The 21499-nt window shown below is 71.9% G+C and carries 19 protein-coding genes and 1 tRNA gene; 17 read left to right on the top strand and 3 right to left on the bottom strand.

Features of this window, described 5'->3' with window-relative positions:
- Positions 1-7 precede the first annotated feature (7 nt).
- The 6 genes from ACIQR3_RS20675 (at position 8) to ACIQR3_RS20650 (ending at position 5855) form a co-directional block, all read left to right on the top strand.
- The gene (locus tag ACIQR3_RS20675) at positions 8-964 is read left to right on the top strand and encodes a carbohydrate ABC transporter permease (RefSeq protein WP_403540867.1); all 957 of its coding nucleotides are present in this window, start codon (positions 8-10) and stop codon (positions 962-964) included.
- Positions 961-1833, top strand: coding sequence for a carbohydrate ABC transporter permease (locus tag ACIQR3_RS20670; protein ID WP_403540864.1), 873 nt, complete (start codon positions 961-963; stop codon positions 1831-1833). Before ACIQR3_RS20675 ends, ACIQR3_RS20670 begins: the two co-directional genes overlap by 4 nt.
- A gap of 10 nt (positions 1834-1843) precedes the next feature.
- Complete coding sequence (locus ACIQR3_RS20665) at positions 1844-2437, top strand: hypothetical protein (RefSeq protein ID WP_403540862.1); 594 nt, start codon at positions 1844-1846, stop codon at positions 2435-2437.
- Positions 2438-2533: 96 nt separating this feature from the next.
- Positions 2534-5269 carry a Tat pathway signal sequence domain protein gene (locus tag ACIQR3_RS20660; protein WP_403540859.1) on the top strand — a complete coding sequence of 912 codons (2736 nt, stop codon included), beginning with the start codon at positions 2534-2536 and terminating at the stop codon, positions 5267-5269.
- A gap of 28 nt (positions 5270-5297) precedes the next feature.
- A complete protein-coding gene (locus ACIQR3_RS20655) occupies positions 5298-5744 on the top strand; it encodes an SRPBCC family protein (RefSeq protein WP_403540856.1) in 447 nt (148 codons plus the stop codon).
- A 39-nt stretch (positions 5745-5783) separates the two neighbouring features.
- A tRNA-Val gene (locus tag ACIQR3_RS20650) sits at positions 5784-5855 on the top strand.
- Between the two features lie 64 nt (positions 5856-5919).
- Here the strand turns inward: ACIQR3_RS20650 and ACIQR3_RS20645 are convergent.
- Positions 5920-6645, bottom strand: coding sequence for a 3'-5' exonuclease (locus ACIQR3_RS20645; protein WP_403540853.1), 726 nt, complete (start codon positions 6643-6645; stop codon positions 5920-5922).
- Between the two features lie 170 nt (positions 6646-6815).
- Between ACIQR3_RS20645 and ACIQR3_RS20640 the strand changes: the two genes are divergently transcribed.
- From ACIQR3_RS20640 to ACIQR3_RS20625, 4 genes are all read left to right on the top strand, one after another.
- Positions 6816-7382, top strand: coding sequence for a DUF4365 domain-containing protein (locus ACIQR3_RS20640; protein WP_403540850.1), 567 nt, complete (start codon positions 6816-6818; stop codon positions 7380-7382).
- The gene (locus ACIQR3_RS20635; RefSeq protein ID WP_403540847.1) at positions 7379-8596 is read left to right on the top strand and encodes a hypothetical protein; all 1218 of its coding nucleotides are present in this window, start codon (positions 7379-7381) and stop codon (positions 8594-8596) included. Before ACIQR3_RS20640 ends, ACIQR3_RS20635 begins: the two co-directional genes overlap by 4 nt.
- Positions 8597-8698: 102 nt before the next feature.
- Positions 8699-10678, top strand: a complete 1980-nt coding sequence (gene thrS, locus ACIQR3_RS20630) for a threonine--tRNA ligase (protein WP_403540844.1) — start codon at positions 8699-8701, stop codon at positions 10676-10678.
- A gap of 89 nt (positions 10679-10767) precedes the next feature.
- The gene (locus tag ACIQR3_RS20625; RefSeq protein WP_215168648.1) at positions 10768-11316 is read left to right on the top strand and encodes an HIT domain-containing protein; all 549 of its coding nucleotides are present in this window, start codon (positions 10768-10770) and stop codon (positions 11314-11316) included.
- 3 nt (positions 11317-11319) lie between these two features.
- Here the strand turns inward: ACIQR3_RS20625 and ACIQR3_RS20620 are convergent, their stop codons facing one another.
- Both ACIQR3_RS20620 and ACIQR3_RS20615 read right to left on the bottom strand, forming a co-directional pair.
- Entirely contained in the window at positions 11320-12978 is a 1659-nt protein-coding gene (locus ACIQR3_RS20620) for a hypothetical protein (RefSeq protein ID WP_215168673.1), read from the bottom strand.
- 186 nt (positions 12979-13164) lie between these two features.
- Positions 13165-15372, bottom strand: coding sequence for an elongation factor G-like protein EF-G2 (locus ACIQR3_RS20615; protein ID WP_403540841.1), 2208 nt, complete (start codon positions 15370-15372; stop codon positions 13165-13167).
- Positions 15373-15576: 204 nt separating this feature from the next.
- Between ACIQR3_RS20615 and pgsA the strand changes: the two genes are divergently transcribed.
- The 7 genes from pgsA to ACIQR3_RS20580 all read left to right on the top strand — a co-directional run bounded on the left by pgsA (position 15577) and on the right by ACIQR3_RS20580 (position 21438).
- Positions 15577-16305 (top strand): phosphatidylinositol phosphate synthase, encoded by a 729-nt coding sequence (gene pgsA, locus ACIQR3_RS20610; RefSeq protein WP_403541052.1) that lies wholly within the window; start codon positions 15577-15579, stop codon positions 16303-16305.
- Positions 16302-17210: a phosphatidylinositol mannoside acyltransferase gene (locus ACIQR3_RS20605; RefSeq protein WP_403540838.1), complete on the top strand. Its 909-nt coding sequence runs from the start codon at positions 16302-16304 to the stop codon at positions 17208-17210. The genes pgsA and ACIQR3_RS20605 overlap by 4 nt, the downstream gene beginning before the upstream one ends.
- Positions 17207-18370 carry a glycosyltransferase family 4 protein gene (locus ACIQR3_RS20600; RefSeq protein WP_403540836.1) on the top strand — a complete coding sequence of 388 codons (1164 nt, stop codon included), beginning with the start codon at positions 17207-17209 and terminating at the stop codon, positions 18368-18370. Before ACIQR3_RS20605 ends, ACIQR3_RS20600 begins: the two co-directional genes overlap by 4 nt.
- Positions 18371-18454: 84 nt before the next feature.
- Complete coding sequence (locus ACIQR3_RS20595; protein WP_215168644.1) at positions 18455-18997, top strand: hypothetical protein; 543 nt, start codon at positions 18455-18457, stop codon at positions 18995-18997.
- Between the two features lie 113 nt (positions 18998-19110).
- The gene (pdxS, locus tag ACIQR3_RS20590) at positions 19111-20022 is read left to right on the top strand and encodes a pyridoxal 5'-phosphate synthase lyase subunit PdxS (protein ID WP_403540833.1); all 912 of its coding nucleotides are present in this window, start codon (positions 19111-19113) and stop codon (positions 20020-20022) included.
- Between the two features lie 5 nt (positions 20023-20027).
- The gene (pdxT, locus tag ACIQR3_RS20585) at positions 20028-20636 is read left to right on the top strand and encodes a pyridoxal 5'-phosphate synthase glutaminase subunit PdxT (RefSeq protein WP_403540830.1); all 609 of its coding nucleotides are present in this window, start codon (positions 20028-20030) and stop codon (positions 20634-20636) included.
- A gap of 49 nt (positions 20637-20685) precedes the next feature.
- Positions 20686-21438: a YebC/PmpR family DNA-binding transcriptional regulator gene (locus ACIQR3_RS20580; RefSeq protein WP_215168641.1), complete on the top strand. Its 753-nt coding sequence runs from the start codon at positions 20686-20688 to the stop codon at positions 21436-21438.
- Positions 21439-21499: the final 61 nt, after the last annotated feature.

The following is a 21499-nucleotide window of genomic DNA, read 5'->3' as shown; positions in this document are numbered from 1 at the left end:
TACGACCATGACGCTCGTCAAGGAAGCGCCCGCACCCCCGGCCGGGAAGCGGTCCGCCGCTCCCGCGGCCGGGCGGCGCGGGCGGCGCCGCGAGAACCTCGCCGGCTACCTCTTCATGTCGCCGTGGCTCGCCGGGTTCGTGCTGCTCACGGCGGGGCCGATGATCGCGTCGCTGTACTACGCGTTCACCAGCTACAACCTGTTCACGCCGCCGCAGTGGGTGGGGCTGGACAACTTCACCACGATGTTCCAGGACCCGCGCTGGCAGAAGTCGGTCGAGGTCACCCTGAAGTACGTCGTCGTGGCCACCCCGCTGAAGCTGCTGCTGGCGCTCGGCGTCGCGATGCTGCTCGCGCAGCAGCGGCGCGGACAGGGGCTGTACCGGGCCGCGTTCTACATGCCCTCGCTCATCGGCGCCAGTGTCTCGGTGGGCTTCGTGTGGCGGGCGCTGTTCTCGGACGACGCGATCGTGGACCGCGGCCAGAAGATCTTCGGTCTGGACGTCGGGGGCTGGATCGGCAACCCCGACTACGTCCTCTACGCCCTGGTGGCGCTGAGCATCTGGCAGTTCGGCGCGCCGATGGTCATCTTCCTGGCCGGCCTCAAGCAGGTCCCACGGGAGCTGTACGAGGCGGCCGAGGTGGACGGGGCCGGGCCGCTGCGGCGGTTCTGGAACATCACGCTGCCGATGATCTCCCCGGTGCTGTTCTTCAACGTACTGCTGGAGTCCATCCACGCGTTCCAGGTGTTCGGTTCCGCCTACGTCGTCTCCGACACCCGGTGCGGACCGGCCGACGCCACCCTCGTCTACACCTGCTACCTCTACCAGAAGGGCTTCAAGGAGGCCCAGATGGGCTTCGCCTCCGCGATGGCCTGGACCCTGGTGGTCGCGGTGGCGCTGGTGACGGCGGTGCTGTTCTGGTCGCAGAAGAAGTGGGTGCACTACGAGGAGGCCGCCAAGTGACCACCGCCACCACCCCCGCCGCGCGCACCGCGGGCGACCGGCGGCGCACCGGATCGATCGCCTGGCACGTGGGCGCGCTCGTCGTCCTCGCGGTCGTCCTGTACCCCGTGATCTGGGTCGTCGGCGCGGCGTTCAAGCCGAGCAAGGACATCATCGCCAGCCTCGACCTGCTGCCCACCGAGCCGGTCTGGGCCAACTTCTCCGGGCTCGCCGACGGCATCTCCGGCATCTCCATCAGCAGCTTCTTCGTCAACTCGCTGACGTACGCGGTGCTCGCCGTGGTCGGTGTGGTGCTGTCCAGCTCGCTGACGGCCTACGCCTTCACCAAGATTCGGTTCGCCGGGCGGAACCTGCTGTTCACGCTGATGATCGGCACGCTGCTGCTGCCGTACCACGTGCTGCTCATCCCGCAGTACGTGATGTTCCGCAAGCTTGAACTCGTCGACACCCTGGTGCCGCTGGTGGCCGGCAAGTTCCTGGCCGTGGAGGCGTTCTTCGTCTTCCTGATGGTGCAGTTCATGCGCGGGCTGCCGCGCGAGCTGGACGAGGCCGCCAAGCTCGACGGCTGCGGGCACCTGAGGACCTACTGGTCCGTCGTGCTGCCGCTGTGCCGCCCCGCCCTCATCACCAGCGCCATCTTCACCTTCATCAACGCCTGGAACGACTTCATGGGGCCGTTGATCTACCTCAACACCCCGTCCAAGTACACCGTCTCGCTCGGCCTGATGATGTTCCGCGACCAGGAGGGCATCTCCAACTACGGCAGCATGATCGCGATGTCGCTGGTCGCGCTGGTCCCGGTCGTCGCGTTCTTCATGGCCTTCCAGCGCTATCTCATCGACGGCATGGCGACCTCCGGACTGAAGTGAGGCGGCCGGTATGGCTGGGACACGTGTGAAGGCGCGCAAGGAGCCGGTGTTCGGCGGCGAACGCTTCGCCGTCTTCGCCGAGTGCATGCTCACCGGGGTGTGGATCGCCGTGGCCTGTCTCGGCGTCGTCACCTACCCCGCGGCCTTCGCCGCGGGCGCCCGGCACCTGCGCCGCCGGACCGCCCACGAGGGCGGCGGCCGACGCGAGTTCACCGCCGACTTCCGGGCGGCCGTGCGCCGCGGGTGGGCCGTCGGGCTCGCCGGGTGGGCGGCGGCGGGCGCGGTCTGGGTGGACGTCCAGGCCGCGCGGGCCGGGCTGCCCGGCGGTCCGTTCGCCGGGGCGGTCGGTCTGCTCGCGCTGGTCGCCCTGGTGGTGGCGGTGCTGCGCGCGGCGGCGGTGTGGACGCCCGGCGCGTCCTGGCGCGCGCTGCTCGCCGCCGCGGGGCGCCGGACCCTGCGCGACCCCGCCGGCTCCCTGCTGATCGTCTGCGGACTGGCGGTCGTCGCCGGTTCCACGCTGGTCGTCGCGCCGCTGGCAATCCCGGTCCTCGGGGCCGTCGCGGCGGCGGCCGTCGCCGTGGAGCGGCGGTACGGCCGCGACTGAACCCCCCCTGGGGAGCGGCGCCCCGCGCGCCGCGCCTCCATCTGTCATGCCCTTGACATACCTGTGCACCCGCAAGGAAGGAAAGGCTGATCCCTGATGGCTTCCATCCCCCGCAGATCCCTCCTCAAGGCCGCCGCCGTCGCCGGAGCCGCCGCCCAGTTCAGCTGGGCCCTGGGCACCCGCGAGGCCCAGGCCGCGCCCGCCGCCGACACCGCCGACGACGCCCCCGTCACCCTCGACTGGCTGGAGGACGGCGGCCTGGGCGCCGCCCCCGGCTCCACCGTCGGCGTCCCCTGGCCCAAGGGCACCCACCAGCCGGACCAGACCTTCGCCGTCACCGACGCCGACGGCAAGGCCGTACCCACCCAGTCCTGGCCCTTGGCGTACTGGCCGGACGGCTCCCTGAAGTGGACGGCGCACGCGGTCGGTTCGGGCTCCGGCAAGCTCACCCTCACCACCGGCACCCCGGCCGCCCCCGAGAAGAAGGTCACTGTCACCCGGCGCGGCGGAGGGATCGACATATCGACCGGCGTCATCACCGCGCGGATCGGCACCGACGGCGCCACCCTCGTCAAGTCCGTCACCCGCGGCTCCACCGAGATAGCCAAGAACGGCCGCCTCGTCCTGCTGCGCCAGCCCGAGATCGAGGACGGCGACCAGGGCACGGTCAAGTACGAGCGCTTCGACGGCGCGATCTCGGACGTGGAGGTCGAGCAGGAGGGCCCGGTCCGCGCCGTCGTCCGGATCGACGGCAAGCACCGCAAGGGCGGCCGCAGCTGGCTCCCCTTCTCCCTCCGCCTCTACTTCTACGCGGGCGCCGACTCCTTCCGCATGGTGCACACCATCACCTTCGACGGCACCCAGGAGCCCGGAAAGGCGTCCGGCGACTTCATCCGGGGCCTCGGAGTCCGCTTCACCGTGCCGATGCGCGACGCCGCCTACGACCGCCACATCCGCATCGGCGGCGAGGGCACCGGCCTGCTGCGCGAGGCCGTCAAGGGCATCACCGGACTGCGCCGCGACCCGGGGGCCGCCGTCCAGGCCGCGCAGTACGCGGGGGAGAAGCTGCCCGACCCGGCCACCTGGGACCAGCGGGTCACCACCCGCCTCCAGTACATCCCCGAGTGGGGCGACTACACCCTCTCCCAGCTGTCCGCCGACGGCTTCACCCTGCGCAAGCGCACCAAGAAGGGCCACGGCTGGATCGGCGCCGGCGGCGGACGACGCGCCTCCGGATTCGGCTACGTCGGCGGGGTGAGCGGCGGGCTCTCCTTCGGCCTGCGCGACTTCTGGGAGAAGTACCCCGCCCAGCTCGACATCCGCGACGCCCAGACCGACGAGGCCGAGGTCACCCTCTGGCTCTGGTCACCCGAGGCCCAGCCCATGGACCTGCGCTTCTACCACGACGGCATGGGCCAGGACACCTACGCCGAGCAGCTCGAAGGCCTCAACATCACCTACGAGGACTACGAGCCCGAGTTCGGCACCCCCTACGGCATCGCCCGCACCTCGGAACTCCTCTTCTGGGCCAACGCCGCCACCCCCACCCCCGAGACGCTCGCCGAGCAGGTCGAGGCCGTCCGCGTGCTGCCGCAGCTCGCCGCCCCGCCGGCCCAGCTCATCAAGGCGGGCGTCTTCGGCAAGGGCCTGTACGCCGAGCCCGACCGCTCGACCCCGGCCAAGGCCAAGATCGAGGACCACCTCGACTTCCTCTTCACCTACTACAAGGACCAGGTGGAGCAGCGCCGCTGGTACGGCTTCTGGGACTACGGCGACATCATGCACACGTACGACACCGTCCGGCACCAGTGGCGGTACGACGTCGGCGGCTACGCCTGGGACAACTCCGAACTCTCACCCGACCTGTGGCTCTGGTACGCGTACCTCCGAAGCGGCCGGGCCGACATCTTCCGCTTCGCCGAGGCGATGACCCGGCACACCGGCGAGGTCGACGTCTACCACCTGGGCAAGTGGGCGGGCCTCGGCACCCGGCACGGCGTCCAGCACTACGCCGACAGCGCCAAGCAGCAGCGCATCGCCAACACCACCTACCGCCGCTTCTACTACTTCCTCACCGCCGACGAACGCGTCGGCGACCTCATGCACGCCAACGTCGACTCCGACGAGACGTTCCTCGTCCTCGACCCCAACCGCAAGGTCCGCACCGACCCCTACACCCCCGACCGGCACGCCCTGTCGATCGGCTTCGGCACCGACTGGAGCGGCCTGGTGTCGGCCTGGCTGACCGAGTGGGAACGCAAGGGCCCCAAGTGGGAGAAGGCCAAGGCCCGGGTGCTGTCCACCATGAAGGGCATCGCCGCCCAGCCCAACGGCTTCGTCCAGGGCAGCGGCCTGTACGACCTCGACACCGGCGAGTTCGCCGTGGCCGAGCAGCCGGTGGTCGGCGTCTCGCACCTGTCCGCCGTCTTCGGCCTCAACGAACTGTGCGCGGAACTCATCGACCTGGTCGACATACCGGAGTTCAACGAGGCGTACTACGACTACTGCCGCTACTTCAACGCCTCCAAGACCGAACAGGCCGCCCGCTACGGCTCCCACTTCGGCTCCCTGATCCTCTTCCAGGGCCACTCCCGCCTCGACGCCTACGCCGCCGTACAGACCGGGGACGAAAAGCTCGCCACGCGCGCGTGGGAGAAGTTCTACAACTCCGACGGCTACAAGGAATCGTCCCCCTGGACGACGGAGAAGATCAGCGGCCCGACGGCACTGGTGCCCGGCAGCGAGGCGGCCTGGGTCGCCACCAACGACACCGCCCTCTACGGCCTCGCCGCCATCGAGAACCTCGCCCTGCTGGGCGACCGGATGCCGTAACCCGCTGCCGCGCGGGCAGGCTGCGGACGTGGACTGGAACCATTACCGCTTCCGCAGCCTGTGGGCGCTGCCCGCGTCCGCCCCGGCCGTCTACCGCGCCCTGGAGCGGATCGAGGACTACCCCCGCTGGTGGCCGCAGGTCCGCGAGGTCACCCGCCTCGACGCCGACAGCGGCACCCTCCGCGTCCGCTCGCTCCTCCCGTACGACCTCACCCAGGTCCTGCGGGAGGGGCGGCGCGACCCGGAGGCCGGCGTGCTGGAGGTCTCACTCTCCGGCGACATCGAGGGCTGGGCGCGCTGGACGGTCACCCCTGACGGGACCGGCACCCTCGTCCGCTACGACCAGGAGGTCGACGTCCGCAAGCCGCTGCTGCGCCGGCTCGCCGTCCCCGGGCGGGCCTTCTTCCGCGCCAACCACACGCTGATGATGCGGGCCGGGCGGCGCGGCCTGGCCGCCCACCTGGCAGCGGTTTGAAGGAAGCGTGCCGGGACCTGTATTGTTCAGTGCGTTCCCGGGCGATTAGCTCAGTGGGAGAGCGCTTCGTTCACACCGAAGAGGTCACTGGTTCGAACCCAGTATCGCCCACCGGGAAGACCGGCCCGCCACACGGCGGGCCGGTTTTTTGCTGCCCGTACCCGTACCCGTGCCCTCAGGCCGCCGCCGGCAGGTCCGGGCGCAGCGGCCACGCCGGGTCCACCTCCTCCTCCGTGCCACTGGCCGCGAACCACGCCTGCAGCCCCCGGGCCTGTGCCGCGTGCCACACCGCCTGCAAGGTGTGCAGCTCGGCGGGGGAGAGGCGCTCCAGCCGCCCCGCGAACCGGCGCCCCACCGCCCGTACCACCTCCAGCGCCGCCTGCGCGTCGGCCGCCGCGTCGTGCGCCCCCTCCAGCGGGACGCCGTAGTGCGCGCACAGGTCGGTCAGGGTCCGGCGGCCCTTGCGGTAGCGGTCCAGGTGTTTGTCGAGCACCCGCGGATCGAGGACGTGCAGCGGCGTCCGCTCCAGCCAGCGCCCCAGCGAGGAGGCGCGATGGCGCCGCAACTCCCGGTCGAGCAGCGTCAGGTCGAACGGCGCGTTCATCACCACGAGCGGCCGCCCCGTCCGGGCCTGCTCCGCCAGCGCCTCCGCCACCTCGTACATCACCGGCGCCGGCCAGCGGCCGTTGCGCCGCAGATGCTCCTCCGTCAGCCCGTGCACCGCGGTCGCCGCCTCGGGCACCGCGACGCCCGGGTTGACCAGCCAGCGGCTGACCCGCGGCCGGAGGCCCGGGGCGTCCTGGACGACGACGGCGGCCGACACGATCCGGTCGGTCTCGACGTCGACACCCGTGGTCTCCGTGTCGAACGCGGCCAGGGGTCCTTCGTACCAGCACGTCATACCACCACAACCCCTCGATCACCGTCGGCAGTTGACATTCCGTCCGCTGCCCGCTCGGGTGATACCCGGGCTGTTTGCGCCGTACGCCGGAAGGAGACAACAGGAGTGTGGGTCCTCGCAGTTCAGCGACCCGCGGCGCGAACACATCAGTTCTGGAAGGCTGCCCGCCCATGGCCGTAGCGCAGCCCGAACGGGGCGGGCTGCTGCCCGAGCGCACGGCGCCCGTCCGCGGGTCCCTCGCCGTCACCGCCTGCATGGAGACACTCCAGGTCGGCTATCTGCACGCGGTCGCCGCGGCGGCCGGCTGCTCACTGTCCCAGCCGTTCCCCGACAACGGCATCGACTGGCACGTCAGCCACAGCGCGCCCGGGCACACCGTCGACGACGAGGTCGCCATCAAGGTGCAGCTCAAGGCGACGTACCAGATCCCGCCGGACCCGCCGGGCCGCTCCTTCTCCTTCACGCTCGACAACGCGCACCTGGCGAAGCTCGCCCGCACCCCGGTCTCGGTCCACAAGATCCTGGTCGTGATGATCGTCCCCCGCTCCCGGGACCAGTGGCTGCGGGCCGGGCACGACCGCCTCGATCTCAGGCACTGCTGCTACTGGATCAACCTGGCCGGGCATCCCGTCACCGGCCGGCACCGCACCACCGTGCGAGTGCCGACCGCGCGCGTCTTCGACGACCGGGCGCTGTGCGAGATCATGACGCGGGTCGGGACGGGAGGGAAACCATGACGGACCGCCCCGCCGGCCGGCCGCCCCGGCCGGTACGCCCGCACCCCGCCGGTTCCTGGGACAGCCCGCCGCCCGCCCCGGCCGACGTCGACCCGGCCGTACTCGCCGCCCTGCTGCGCCGGCACGGCTGGCAGCGCCGCGGCGGCGCCCCCGGACGCTACGGCCGCTGGACCCCGCCAGGGCCGGCCGGCGCCGCCACCAGCCTGCTGGTGCCCGAGAGCCGGGCCTTCCCCGACAGCGACGACCTGCTGGCCGAGGCCCTGCTGGCCCTCGCCCGCGCGGGCACCCCGTCCGCCCGCGAGGTGCTGCTCGGCCTCGCCGTGCCCAGCGACGAGATCCACTGGTGGCGGCAGGCACCGGCCGGCCCCGGCGAGGCCACCGCGTGGACCGCGGCGGAACAGCTGCGCACCGCCGCCCGCCGCATGCTGCTCGCCGGGGCGCTCGCCACGCGCGCGCGGGCCGGCTACTACGGCGCCCGGCACCGCCGCGCCGCAGCCGGGGCCCTGGCCGACGTCCTGGTCGGCCCCGCCCCGGGCGGCCACCGCCTCACCGCGCACCTGCCCGTCGCCACCGGCCGCCCCCTCGCCCTCCGCCTCCACCAGGCCCTCCACGCGGCCCGCGAGGCCGTCGACTACCAGCGGGCCACCGGCGGCCTGGACGCCTTCGACACCGCTGTCGAGGCCGGCGTCAGCCATGAACTCACCGAGGCGCTGGTCGCCCTCGTCCAGGGCACCGAGGGCGCCCGGATCGCCGTCGACTGGGCCCCCGCCGCCGCAGCCCCCGAGGGCCGTGCCGCCCCCGCCGAGCCCGTCGAGTTCTCGCCCGGCGACCTGCCCGTCCTGCGCGAGGCCGGCGCCCGCTACCTGCGTGCCGAACCCTCCGTACCGGTGCGCCTGACCGGCACCGTCGTCCGGATGCGCAGGTCCGGACCGCGCGGCGCGGGCACCGTACGGCTGCGGGTGCTGTCCGGCGCCGACGTCCCGCACGTCCGGGTCGCCCTCGACGAGGACGCGTACCGCATCGCCGGCCACGCCCACCTCGTCGGACTGCCGGTGCGGGTGGACGGCCGGCTGGAGAGCCGGGGCGGTTTCCGACGGCTCAGCGGCGCGGGCGGGGTGGTGCCCGTGCAGGTGGACGACGCCGACCGGGACCGGATGCTCAAGGCGCTCCAGGAGGACCTCGACTTCTTCGAGGAGGCCTGCGCCGGGGAGTGAGCCGGGTATCTGTTTCGCGGTCGGCCGGGCCGGGTCGGTACGATCGCCCTCATGCGTGCGCTCCGGTATGGCGCCGCGACCCACTTCAGTCAGGAGAGACCGGTGTCAGACGTCCGTGTGATCATCCAACGCGATTCCGAGCGGGAAGAACGCGTGGTGACGACGGGCACCACCGCCGCCGACCTCTTCCCCGGCGAGCGCACGGTCGTCGCCGCCCGCGTGGACGGCGAGCTGAAGGACCTCGCGTACGAGCTGCGGGACGGCGAGACCGTCGAGGGCGTCGAGATCTCCTCCGAGGACGGCCTGAACATCCTGCGCCACTCCACCGCGCACGTCATGGCGCAGGCGGTGCAGGAGCTGTTCCCCGAGGCGAAGCTGGGCATCGGCCCGCCCATCCGGGACGGCTTCTACTACGACTTCGACGTCAAGGAGCCCTTCACCCCGGAGGACCTCAAGCGCGTCGAGAAGAAGATGCAGGAGATCCAGAAGCGGGGCCAGCGCTTCTCCCGCCGCGTCACCAGCGACGACGCCGCCCGCGAGGAGCTGGCCGACGAGCCGTACAAGCTGGAGCTGATCGGCCTCAAGGGCAACGCCGCGCAGGCCGCCGACGGCGCCGACGCGGAGGTGGGCGGCGGTGAGCTGACCATCTACGACAACCTCGACGCCAAGACCGGCGAGCTGTGCTGGAAGGACCTGTGCCGCGGCCCGCACCTGCCGACCACCCGGAACATCCCGGCGTTCAAGCTGATGCGCTCCGCCGCCGCCTACTGGCGCGGCAGCGAGAAGAACCCGCAGCTCCAGCGGATCTACGGCACCGCCTGGCCGTCCAAGGACGAACTCAAGGCCCACCTGGACTTCCTCGCCGAGGCCGAGAAGCGCGACCACCGCAAGCTCGGCGCCGAGCTGGACCTGTTCTCCTTCCCCGACGAGCTGGGCCCCGGCCTCGCGGTCTTCCACCCCAAGGGCGGTGTGATCCGCAAGGTCATGGAGGACTACTCGCGCCGCCGGCACGAGGTCTCCGGGTACGAGTTCGTGAACACTCCGCACATCTCGAAGGAGCACCTCTTCGAGATCTCCGGGCACCTGCCGCACTACGCGGACGGCATGTTCCCGCCCATCCAGTTCGACGAGCAGAACTACCGCCTCAAGGCGATGAACTGCCCGATGCACAACCTGATCTTCAAGTCGCGCGGCCGTTCCTACCGCGAACTGCCCCTGCGCCTCTTCGAGTTCGGGACCGTGTACCGGTACGAGAAGTCGGGCGTCGTGCACGGCCTGACCCGCTCGCGCGGCTTCACCCAGGACGACTCGCACATCTACTGCACCAAGGAGCAGATGCCCCAGGAGCTGGACACGCTCCTGACCTTCGTGCTCGACCTGCTGCGGGACTACGGCCTGACCGAGTTCGAGCTGGAGCTGTCCACCCGCGACGACTCCGACAAGTTCATCGGCTCGGACGAGGAGTGGGCGGAGGCGACCGAGGCGCTGCGCCAGGCCGCCGAGAAGCAGAACCTCCCGCTCGTTCCCGACCCGGGCGGCGCCGCGTACTACGGGCCGAAGATCTCCGTGCAGGTCAAGGACGCGATCGGCCGCTCCTGGCAGATGTCCACCCTCCAGGTCGACTTCAACCAGCCCAAGCGGTTCGGCCTGGAGTACACCGCCGCGGACGGCTCCCGCCAGCAGCCGGTCATGCTGCACCGCGCGCTGTTCGGCTCCATCGAGCGGTTCTTCGGCGTCCTGCTTGAGCACTACGCCGGCGCCTTCCCGGCCTGGCTGGCCCCCGTCCAGGCGCTGGGCATCCCGATCGGCGACGCGCACGTGCCCTACCTCCAGGAGTTCGCGGAGCAGGCGCGGGCGGCGGGGCTGCGGGTGGAGGTGGACGCGTCCTCCGACCGGATGCAGAAGAAGATCCGCAACGCCCAGAAGCAGAAGGTGCCGTTCATGGTCATCGCGGGCGACGAGGACATGGCGGCCGGCGCCGTCTCCTTCCGCTACCGCGACGGCTCCCAGGAGAACGGCATCCCCGTCGAGGACGCCATCGCGAAGATCGCCAAGGTCGTCGAGGAGCGCGCGCAGGTCTGACCGGCCGACCGCCGACCGGCTCACGGCGAGGCCCCCGGGCAACCGGGGGCCTTTCCCGTCGCCCCGGGCGGACGCCATATGCTGCACGCATGACGAGTGAGCCGGAGCAGCAGTTGGGAGTGGGGACGCAGGACGCGTTCCAGCGCCTGTGGACGCCCCACCGGATGGCCTACATCCAGGGCGAGAACAAGCCGAGCGGCCCGGGCGCCGACGACGGCTGTCCCTTCTGCTCGATCCCGGCCAAATCGGACGAGGACGGCCTCGTCGTCCGGCGCGGTGAGCTGGTCTACGCGGTGCTCAACCTCTACCCCTACACCGGCGGCCACCTCATGGCCGTGCCCTACCGGCACGTCGCCGACTACACCGAGCTGACCGGCGAGGAGACCGCCGAGCTGGCCGAGCTGACCAAGCAGGCGATGACGGCCCTGCGCACCGCCTCCGGCGCCCACGGCTTCAACATCGGCATGAACCAGGGCTCGGTGGCCGGCGCGGGCATCGCCGCCCACCTCCACCAGCACGTCGTGCCCCGCTGGGGCGGCGACACCAACTTCATGCCGGTGGTCGGCCACACCAAGGTGCTGCCGCAGCTCCTCGGGGACACCCGCAAGATGCTGGCGGAGGCGTGGCCCACGGCCTGACGGCTACGCGTTGTACGTGTCGGCCTTCCCCGGCGTCGGGTCCTGCACCGCGCCGCTGAGGAACGCCGACCGCGCGCCGAACTTCTCGGTGTTCACGCCGTTCTCCTCCAGCACCTTGATCGCCGCCCGGTGCACCACCCGCAGCACCGGCGTCGCCGCCCGCAGCGCGTCGTCGGCCATGAAGCGGTGCCGCCAGGGCTGGTCGGCCCAGGCGTGCCGCAGGCCGAACGGCTCGGGCAGCGAGATCGTGCCGCCCAGCCAGTTCAGCGCCGGCGTGTAGAAGGTCAACGGGGCGCGGACGGCCAGCCGTACCACTTCCTGGGTGTTGACCAGCGGGAGCATCACCTTGCGGGTCTCCCACGGCTTGAACGACTTGGTGACCGTCTTGGAGGGGGCCGAGGGCCCGCCCATGAACAGGCCGTTCACCGGGCCCAGGGCGTGGCCGGTGACCTCGATCCGCAGCGTCGAGTGCAGCACCGTCACCGTGATCATCATGGTGATGATCAGCTGCCCGTCCCACAGGGTCCACTGCACGCCCAGGTAGTGCCGGTCGCCGGCGCCGAACTGCTGGTTGTTGCAGATCTCCTGGATGGCGTGCGGCTTGACCTGGTACGCCTCGACGTCCGCGCCCTCCGGACGGGACACCGCCCCCGCGCCCTCCGCGATCGGCGTGACGATCCAGTGCCGGACCGACGGCTTGGTGAAGCCGTTGGTGTTCAGCGGGCCGCGCTCCAGCTGGCTGAGCTGGTCGTGGATGGACCGTATGACGTCCCAGCTGCGGAACGGGTGGATCTCCCGGGACGGGTCCGCCGGGACCAGCTCCTCGGCCAGCTGCCAGCTGCCCCAGCGGGTGCCCATGCCGAGGATGCCCTTGGGGCCGGCGTAGAAGACCGAGTTGGACTGCTGCTCGGCGCCCAGCCTGGCCAGCGACTGGCGCAGCTGCTCGGCGGCGGTCTCATTGGGGTTGCTGGGCACCGCCTCCGGAATCTTGGCGGCGACGCTGGCGCCCTTGACCAGGCTGCCCCAGCGCTCCCTGAGGTCCTTCGCCGTGTTCTCGCAGACCCGCTTGGCCCAGAACCAGCCGACCACCGGCATCACGGCCGCCAGCCGCCCGTACCAGCCCCAGAAACCGCCGAACGGCATCTTGAGGACGAAGAGCACGGCCAGCGCGCCCACCGCGACGAGCACGGCGGTGCCGAGGGCGCCGGCCTGCTTGTTCTCCGACTTGGCGACCGTGCTGCGGATCTGGAAGACGAGCAGCCAGACCAGCAGCCCGGGCAGGAAGAGCAGCCCGCACACCGCCATGACGGCGGTCAGCTTCCGGTCGCGCTCCTTGCGGATGCGGTTGGCCGCCAGACAGTGCTCGACGACGACCTGCGGCTCGGTGCCGAAGGACTGGATGAGGGGCTTGCGCCCGCTGCCCAGCATGCGGCCGACCACCGCTTGGGCGAACGCCTCGCCCAGGTTGGGCTTGAAGATCGTGGCCCAGGAACGGCCCGCGTTGACGGCCGTCTGGTGCCACTCGTTGTCGGCCTTCTTGATGTCCTCCACAGGGCTGTCCCGGTAGGCCGCCGACGCCAGCGCCAGCGTGGCCGTCTGGCTCGCGTCTCCCGCCCGGGGCACCTGAGGCCCGAAGAAGTCCGCGTAACCGCCGTCGGTCATTCCCGCCCCCAGATCGAAGCCGCTCTCGCTCAAGCGGCTTTCCCGACTTCCGTGCTCCGCACACCTGTTGATCAGGTCATCAGCGTATCTCCCGGCGCGGGTGCCCGTCGGCGGACGGTGCGAGCCGCCCGCCGACCTGGAGCGCGGCACGGGGCGCACGGACCGCCGGAGTGCGCCCGGCGCCGGTCAGCCGCCGCCGCGCGCCGCTTCCCCGACCCGCGCCGCGACCTGCGGCGGCATCGGCTCGTGCCGTGCGTAGCGGCGGTCGAAACGGGCCGTGCCGTGGGAGAGGGAGCGCAGGTCCACCGCGTACCGGCCGATCTCGATCTCCGGCACCTCGGCGCGGACCAGGGTGCGTCCGCCCGCCGTCTGCTCGGTGCCGAGCACCCGGCCGCGCCGCCCGGACAGGTCGCTCATCACCGCGCCCACGTAGTCGTCGCCGACCAGCACACCGACCTCGGCCACCGGTTCCAGCAGATGGATCTTCGCGTCGGCGGCGGCCTCCCGCAGCGCCAGCGCGCCGGCCGTCTGGAAGGCGGCGTCGGAGGAGTCCACCGAGTGCGCCTTGCCGTCCACCAGCGTGATCCGCACGTCGATCAGCGGATGGCCCGCGGCGACGCCCTTGGCGGCCTGCGCGCGCACGCCCTTCTCGACGGAGGGCACGAACTGCCGGGGGACCGCGCCGCCGACCACCTTGTCGACGAACTCGATGCCCGAGCCGCCCGGCAGCGGCTCGACCTCGATCTCGCAGATGGCGTACTGCCCGTGCCCGCCGGACTGCTTGACGTGCCGGCCGCGCCCGGCCGCCTTCGCGCCGAACGTCTCCCGCAGCGCCACCAGGTGCGGTACGACGTCGACCTGGACGCCGTACCGGCCGCGCAGCCGCTCCAGGGCGACGTCCGCGTGCGCCTCGCCCAGGCACCACAGGACCACCTGGTGGGTGTCCTGGTTCTGCTCCAGGCGCATCGTCGGGTCCTCGGCGACCAGGCGGGCCAGCCCCTGGGAGAGCTTGTCCTCGTCGGCTTTGCTGTGCGCCTGGATGGCGAGCGGCAGCAGCGGGTCGGGCATCTGCCACGGCTCCATCAGCAGCGGGTCGTCCTTCGCGGACAGCGTGTCGCCGGTCTCCGCGCGGGCCAGCTTCGCCACGCACGCCAGATCGCCCGCGATGACGTGGGAGACCGGACGCTGCTGCTTGCCGAAGGGGGTCGACAGGGCGCCGACGCGCTCGTCGGCTTCGTGGAGGGCGCGGCCCTCGTGCCCGCGGTCGGCCAGCCCGTGCCCGGAGACGTGCACCGTCTGGTCGGCGCGCAGGGTGCCGGAGAACACCCTGACCAGGGAGATCCGGCCGACGTACGGGTCGGAGGACGTCTTGACGACCTCCGCGACCAGTGACTCGCCGGGATCGCACGGCCGCAGCGCGCGGGGCCGGCCGTCGGGGGTGGTCACCCGGGGTGCCTCGCGCTCCAGCGGCGTCGGGAAGCCGCGGGTGATCAGCTCCAGCAGTTCCACCGTGCCCAGGCCCTGCCGGGCGCCCTCGGCGGCGGGGGCGGCGGCCAGCACGGGGAAGAACACCCCGCGCGCCACGGCCCGCTCCAGGTCCTGGACGAGCGTCTTGACGTCGACCGGTTCGCCGCCCAGGTAGCGGTCCATGAGGGTCTCGTCCTCGCTCTCCGCGATGACCCCCTCGATCAGCCGGTCGCGGGCCTCCTCGATCAGCGGCAGTTCGTCCTCGCCCGGCTCGGACTCCTTGCGCTCGCCGGTCGAGTAGTCGAACAGCTTCTGCGTCAGCAGACCGATCAGACCGGTTACGGGCGCGTGGCCGTCGGGGTGCCGCGGGCCGTGCAGCGGCAGGTAGAGCGGCAGTACGGCGTCGGGGTCGTCGGCCCCGAACGCCTCGGCGCAGCTCCGGGTCGTCTCCTCGAAGCCGGCCCGCGCGGCCTCCAGGTGCGTGATCACGAGGGCGCGCGGCATGCCGACGGCCGCGCACTCCTCCCACACCATGCGCGTCGAGCCGTCCACGCCGTCCGCGGCCGAGACGACGAAGAGGGCCGCGTCCGCCGCCCGCAGACCGGCCCGCAGCTCACCGACGAAGTCGGCGTACCCCGGGGTGTCGAGAAGGTTGATCTTGATGCCGTCCCAGGTGACGGGGACGAGCGAGAGCTGTACGGAGCGCTGCTGCCGGTGCTCGATCTCGTCGTAGTCGGAGACACAGCCGCCGTCCTCCACGCGGCCCGCCCGGTTCAGCGCCCCCGCGGTCAGCGCGAGGGCCTCCACCAGAGTCGTCTTGCCCGATCCGGAGTGGCCGACCAGCACCACATTCCGTACGGACGCGGGATGGTCGGCCGCCTGTGCCCTGCCGGCGGCTCCGGGATGTGTGTGTGCCTTGTCGCCCATAACCCTGCCTCCCGTGCACGGTGAGGTCACTGTGGGCGCGGACACGCGTCGGCCGCGTGCGAGCGGCTCCGGCGACGCCCGCGGTCCTTCGAGCTTTCCACTCCCGTCACGCCGCGTCCATACGAAGGACCCGGCCCCGTCGCGCGTCCGGCCCGGACGGCGGTCCGGGTGCCCGTCCGTCGCCCACGCGCGCGCGTGGCTACGATGGGCCAGCCGGCGGCCAGCAGGGGCCGCGCGGCGACACCGACCGTCGGGAAGGCCATGCTGAACAAGTACGCGCGTGCATTCTTCACGCGTGTCCTCACACCGTTCGCCGCGTTTCTCATCCGCCGGGGGGTCAGCCCGGACACGGTCACGCTCATCGGGACCGCGGGTGTGGTCGCGGGAGCGCTGGTCTTCTACCCCAGGGGCGAGTTCTTCTGGGGCACGGTGGTGATCACCCTCTTCGTCTTCTCCGACCTGGTCGACGGGAACATGGCCCGCCAGCTCGGCCGCTCCAGCCGCTGGGGCGCCTTCCTGGACTCGACTCTCGACCGGGTCGCCGACGGGGCGATCTTCGGCGGCTTCGCGCTCTGGTACGCGGGCAGCGGCGGCGACAACGTGCTCTGCGCCGTCTCGATCTTCTGCCTGGCCAGCGGCCAGGTGGTGTCGTACACCAAGGCGCGCGGCGAGTCGATCGGCCTGCCGGTCGCCGTCAACGGACTGGTGGAGCGCGCCGAGCGGCTCGTCATCTCCCTGGTCGCGGCCGGCTTCGCGGGCCTGCACGCGTTCGGCGTGCCCGGCATCCAGTACCTGCTGCCGGTCGCGCTGTGGATCGTCGCCGTCGGCAGCCTCGTCACGCTGGTCCAGCGGGTCGTCACGGTCCGCCGGGAGTCCGCCGAGGCGGAGGCCGCGGCCGCGCGCGAGGCGCGGGGGAGCGAGGCGGCCAAGTGAGCGCCCAGGAGCGGCTGACCGACGCGCTGTACGGCGCCGGCTGGAGCACCGTGAAGAAGCTCCCCGAGCCCGTCGCGGCACGGCTCGGCCGCACCGTCGCGGACCTCACCTGGAAGCGGCGCGGCCAGGGCGTCCTGCGGCTGGAGCGCAACTACGCGCGCGTGGTGCCCGGCGCGAGCCCCGAACGGCTCGCGGCGCTCTCCCGCGCGGGCATGCGCTCGTACCTGCGGTACTGGATGGAGTCCTTCCGGCTGCCCGCCTGGAGCCGCGATCGGATCGCGGCCGGCGTCACCGTCAAGGACCTGCACCACCTGACCGAGGCCATGGACGCGGGCAAGGGCGCGGTCGTCGCCCTGCCGCACCTGGCCAACTGGGACCTGGCCGGCGCCTGGCTCACCACCGAGCTGGGCATTCCCTTCACCACGGTCGCCGAGCGCCTGAAGCCGGAGACCCTCTACGACCGCTTCGTCGCCTACCGCGAGGGCCTCGGCATGGAGGTCCTGCCGCACACCGGCGGCGCGGCGTTCGGCACGCTGGCCCGGCGGCTGCGGGCCGGCGGCCTGGTCTGCCTGGTCGCCGACCGCGACCTGTCCGCCTCCGGCGTCGAGGTCGAGTTCTTCGGCGAGCCGGCCCGGATGCCGGGCGGCCCGGCGCTGCTCGCCCAGCAGACCGGCGCGGCCCTGCTGCCCGTGACCCTCTGGTACGACGACTCGCCCGTGATGCGGGGCCGGGTCCATCCGCCCGTCGGGGTACCCGAGTCAGGCAACCGGCGCGAGAAGGCGTCCGTCATGACACAGGCGCTGGCCGACGCCTTCGCCACGGGGATCGCCGAGCATCCGGAGGACTGGCACATGCTGCAGCGCTTGTGGCTCGCCGACCTGGGGCCCGCCAAGGGGACCTCATGAGGATCGGCATCGTCTGCCCGTACTCCTGGGACGTGCCGGGCGGCGTCCAGTTCCACATCCGCGACCTCGCCGAGTACTTCATCCGGCTCGGCCACGAGGTGTCCGTCCTGGCCCCGGCCGACGACGACACCCCGCTGCCGCCGTACGTGGTCTCCGCGGGCCGCGCGGTGCCGGTGCCGTACAACGGCTCGGTGGCCCGGCTGAACTTCGGGTTCCTGAGCGCCGCGCGGGTACGGCGCTGGCTGCACGACGGCGCGTTCGACGTCATCCACATCCACGAGCCGACCTCGCCGTCGCTGGGCCTGCTGGCCTGCTGGGCGGCGCAGGGCCCGATCGTGGCCACGTTCCACACGTCCAACCCGCGCTCCCGCGCGATGATCGCCGCGTACTCCATCCTCCAGGCGGCCCTGGAGAAGATCAGCGCCCGGATCGCGGTGAGCGAGTACGCCCGCCGCACCCTCGTCGAGCACCTGGGCGGCGACGCGGTCGTCATCCCCAACGGCGTCGACGTCGACTTCTTCGCCAAGGCCGAGCCCCGGCCCGAGTGGCAGGGCGGCACCATCGGCTTCATCGGCCGCATCGACGAGCCCCGCAAGGGCCTGCCGGTGCTGATGAAGGCCCTGCCGAAGATCCTCGCCGCCCGTCCGGGGACCCGGCTGCTGATCGCCGGCCGCGGCGACGAGGAGGAGGCGGTCGCCTCCCTGCCCGCCGGGCTGCGCGACCGGGTGGAGTTCCTCGGCATGGTCAGCGACGAGGACAAGGCCCGCTTCCTGCGCAGCGTCGACCTGTACGTGGCTCCCAACACCGGCGGCGAGAGCTTCGGGATCATCCTGGTCGAGGCGATGTCCGCGGGCGCTCCCGTGCTCGCCTCCGACCTCGACGCCTTCGCCCAGGTCCTGGACCGGGGCGCGGCCGGTGAGCTGTTCCCCAACGAGGACGCCGAGGCGCTGGCCGCCACGGCCGTACGGCTCCTGGAGGACCCGGCGCGGCTGGCGGAACTGCGGGAGCGGGGCAGCGCGCACGTGCGGCGCTTCGACTGGTCGACGGTCGGCGCGGACATCATGTCCGTCTACGAGACGGTGACGGCGGGCGCGGCGGCGGTGGCGGCGGACGAGCGGGCGACGGGGCTGCGGGCGCGGTTCGGGCTCGCCCGGGACTGACTGGCGGGCCGGCAGCGGCAGCCCGGCCGGCGTTCCAGGACGAGGCCGTCCGGGCCGGTACGGCGCCAGGTAAGTTAGCGCAGCGTGACCGCAACCCTGATCTGGATCGCCGTGGCCCTCGTGGCGATCGGCCTCTACCTGAGCTGGACGGCGGGCCGCCTCGACCGCCTGCACGCCCGGATCGACGCCGCCCGCGCCGCGCTCGACGCCCAGTTGCTGCGCCGGGCCTCCGTCGCCCAGGAACTGGCCACCGCCGGTGTCCTGGACCCGGCCGCCTCGATCGTCCTGTACGAGGCCGCGCACGCGGCCCGGCAGAGCGAGGAGGAGCAGCGGGAGGTCGCCGAGAGCGAGCTGAGCCAGGCGCTGCGGGCGGTGTTCGGGGACGCGCACCAGGTGGCGGCCCTGCGCGAGGCGCCCGGCGGCGAGGAGGCGGCCGGTGAGCTGACCGAGGCGGTGCGCCGCGTCCCCATGGCCCGCCGCTTCCACAACGACGCCGTGGGCGCCGCCCGGCGGCTGCGCGAGCACCGCAAGGTCCGCTGGTTCCGGCTGGCCGGCCACGCGCCGTTCCCGCTGGCCTTCGAGATGGACGACGAGCCGCCGACCGCCCTGGTCGACCGGGCGGCCTGACCGGAATCGCCGGAAAACGATCCACCGTCTTCCCATTGGCCCTTGCTGTGGCCTGCTCCGTTCACGTTTCCTCAGTGCTGCAGAAACCCTTCATCTCTTCAGCGAGGTCTTCCGTGTCCAGCACCCACTCCGAGAACCAGGCTCCCGAGACCGGCACCGCGCGCGTGAAGCGCGGCATGGCCGAGCAGCTCAAGGGCGGCGTGATCATGGACGTCGTCACCCCGGAGCAGGCGAAGATCGCCGAGGACGCGGGTGCCGTCGCGGTCATGGCCCTGGAGCGCGTCCCGGCCGACATCCGCAAGGACGGCGGCGTGGCCCGGATGTCCGACCCGGACATGATCGAGGGCATCATCGGCGCGGTCTCCATCCCCGTGATGGCCAAGTCCCGCATCGGCCACTTCGTCGAGGCCCAGGTCCTGCAGTCCCTCGGCGTCGACTACATCGACGAGTCCGAGGTCCTCACCCCGGCCGACGAGGTCAACCACTCCGACAAGTGGGCGTTCACCACCCCCTTCGTCTGCGGCGCCACCAACCTCGGCGAGGCGCTGCGCCGGATCGCCGAGGGCGCCGCGATGATCCGCTCCAAGGGCGAGGCCGGCACCGGCAACGTCGTCGAGGCGGTGCGCCACCTGCGTCAGATCAAGAACGAGATCGCCCGGCTGCGCGGCTGTGACAACCACGAGCTGTACGCCGCCGCCAAGGAGCTGCGCGCCCCCTACGAGCTGGTCAAGGAGGTCGCCGAGCTGGGCAAGCTCCCGGTGGTGCTGTTCTCCGCCGGCGGTGTGGCCACCCCGGCCGACGCCGCCCTGATGCGCCAGCTCGGCGCCGAGGGCGTCTTCGTCGGCTCCGGCATCTTCAAGTCCGGCGACCCGGCCAAGCGCGCCGCCGCCATCGTCAAGGCGACCACCTTCTACGACGACCCCAAGGTCATCGCGGACGCGTCCCGCGACCTCGGCGAGGCCATGGTCGGCATCAACTGCGACACCCTCCCCGAGGCCGAGCGGTACGCCAACCGCGGCTGGTGAGCACCGTGAGCGAGACACCTGTCATCGGCGTCCTGGCCCTCCAGGGCGACGTACGGGAGCACCTCGCCGCCCTGGCCGCGGCCGGCGCGGAGGCCAGGCCCGTGCGGCGCCCCGACGAACTCGCCGAGGTCGACGGCCTGGTCCTGCCCGGCGGCGAGTCCACCACCATCTCCAAACTGGCCGTCCTCTTCGGGGTGATGGAACCCCTGCGCGCGCGCGTGCGCGGCGGCCTGCCCGTCTACGGAACCTGCGCCGGCCTGATCCTGCTCGCCGACAAGATCCTCGACCCGCGCTCCGGCCAGGAGACCATCGGCGGCATCGACATGATCGTGCGCCGCAACGCCTTCGGCCGGCAGAACGAGTCCTTCGAGGCGGCGGTCGACATCCGCGGCGTGGACGGCGATCCTGTGGAGGGCGTCTTCATCCGCGCGCCCTGGGTGGAGTCCGTCGGCGCGGCGGCCGAGGTGCTGGCCGAGCACGACGGCCACATCGTCGCGGTCCGCCAGGGCAACGCGCTGGCCACCTCGTTCCACCCGGAGCTGACCGGCGACCACCGCGTGCACCGCCTGTTCACCGACATGGTGCGCGCCCGGGGCGCGGTGGATGCCTTGTAGGATCTCTGGGGTTCGTTCAGTAGATGGGTTACGCGAAGGAGACAGGCAGATGTCCGGCCACTCTAAATGGGCCACGACGAAGCACAAGAAGGCCGTCATCGATGCCAAGCGTGGCAAGCTCTTCGCGAAGCTGATCAAGAACATCGAGGTCGCGGCCCGCATGGGCGGTGCCGACGTCGACGGCAACCCGACGCTGTACGACGCCATCCAGAAGGCGAAGAAGCAGTCGGTCCCGAACAAGAACATCGACTCCGCGGTCAAGCGCGGCGCCGGTCTCGAAGCCGGTGGCGCCGACTACGAGACGATCATGTACGAGGGCTACGGGCCGAACGGCGTCGCGGTGCTCATCGAGTGCCTGACCGACAACCGCAACCGCGCCGCCTCCGACGTGCGCGTCGCCATGACCCGCAACGGCGGCAACATGGCCGACCCGGGTTCGGTGTCGTACCTGTTCAACCGCAAGGGCGTCGTGATCGTCCCCAAGGGCGAGCTGACCGAGGACGACGTCCTCGGCGCCGTCCTGGACGCGGGCGCCGAGGAGGTCAACGACCTCGGCGAGACCTTCGAGGTGATCAGCGAGGCCACCGACCTGGTCGCGGTCCGCACCGCCCTCCAGGACGCCGGCATCGACTACGAGTCGGCGGACGCCAACTTCGTCCCGACCATGCAGGTCGAGCTGGACGAGGAGGGCGCGCGCAAGATCTTCAAGCTGATCGACGCCCTGGAGGACAGCGACGACGTGCAGAACGTCTTCGCCAACTTCGACGTCAGCGACGAGGTCATGGAGAAGGTCGACGCGTAACGCGCGTACGGGCTTGAGCGGGCCGGCGGGACACACCCCGTCGGCCCGTCGCTCTGTCAGT

It is taken from the genome of Streptomyces sp. NPDC090994 (genome assembly GCF_044768905.1).
In the GTDB taxonomy this organism is placed as follows: Bacteria; Actinomycetota; Actinomycetes; order Streptomycetales; family Streptomycetaceae; genus Streptomyces.
The sequence above is the reverse complement of the archived record's forward strand: the minus strand, read 5'-3'. Positions and strand labels throughout refer to the sequence as shown.

What these genes read in the sequence shown, in the direction of transcription:
- ACIQR3_RS20675 (WP_403540867.1), top strand. Translation starts at nt 8, where the DNA reads ATGACGCTCGTCAAGGAAGCGCCCGCACCCCCGGCCGGGAAGCGGTCC.
- ACIQR3_RS20665 (WP_403540862.1), top strand. Translation starts at nt 1,844, where the DNA reads ATGGCTGGGACACGTGTGAAGGCGCGCAAGGAGCCGGTGTTCGGCGGC.
- ACIQR3_RS20660 (WP_403540859.1), top strand. Translation starts at nt 2,534, where the DNA reads ATGGCTTCCATCCCCCGCAGATCCCTCCTCAAGGCCGCCGCCGTCGCC.
- ACIQR3_RS20645 (WP_403540853.1), bottom strand. Translation starts at nt 6,645, where the DNA reads ATGACGTGCTGGTACGAAGGACCCCTGGCCGCGTTCGACACGGAGACC.
- ACIQR3_RS20640 (WP_403540850.1), top strand. Translation starts at nt 6,816, where the DNA reads ATGGCCGTAGCGCAGCCCGAACGGGGCGGGCTGCTGCCCGAGCGCACG.
- ACIQR3_RS20635 (WP_403540847.1), top strand. Translation starts at nt 7,379, where the DNA reads ATGACGGACCGCCCCGCCGGCCGGCCGCCCCGGCCGGTACGCCCGCAC.
- ACIQR3_RS20625 (WP_215168648.1), top strand. Translation starts at nt 10,768, where the DNA reads ATGACGAGTGAGCCGGAGCAGCAGTTGGGAGTGGGGACGCAGGACGCG.
- ACIQR3_RS20620 (WP_215168673.1), bottom strand. Translation starts at nt 12,978, where the DNA reads ATGACCGACGGCGGTTACGCGGACTTCTTCGGGCCTCAGGTGCCCCGG.
- ACIQR3_RS20615 (WP_403540841.1), bottom strand. Translation starts at nt 15,372, where the DNA reads ATGGGCGACAAGGCACACACACATCCCGGAGCCGCCGGCAGGGCACAG.
- pgsA (WP_403541052.1), top strand. Translation starts at nt 15,577, where the DNA reads ATGGGCCAGCCGGCGGCCAGCAGGGGCCGCGCGGCGACACCGACCGTC.
- ACIQR3_RS20600 (WP_403540836.1), top strand. Translation starts at nt 17,207, where the DNA reads ATGAGGATCGGCATCGTCTGCCCGTACTCCTGGGACGTGCCGGGCGGC.
- ACIQR3_RS20580 (WP_215168641.1), top strand. Translation starts at nt 20,686, where the DNA reads ATGTCCGGCCACTCTAAATGGGCCACGACGAAGCACAAGAAGGCCGTC.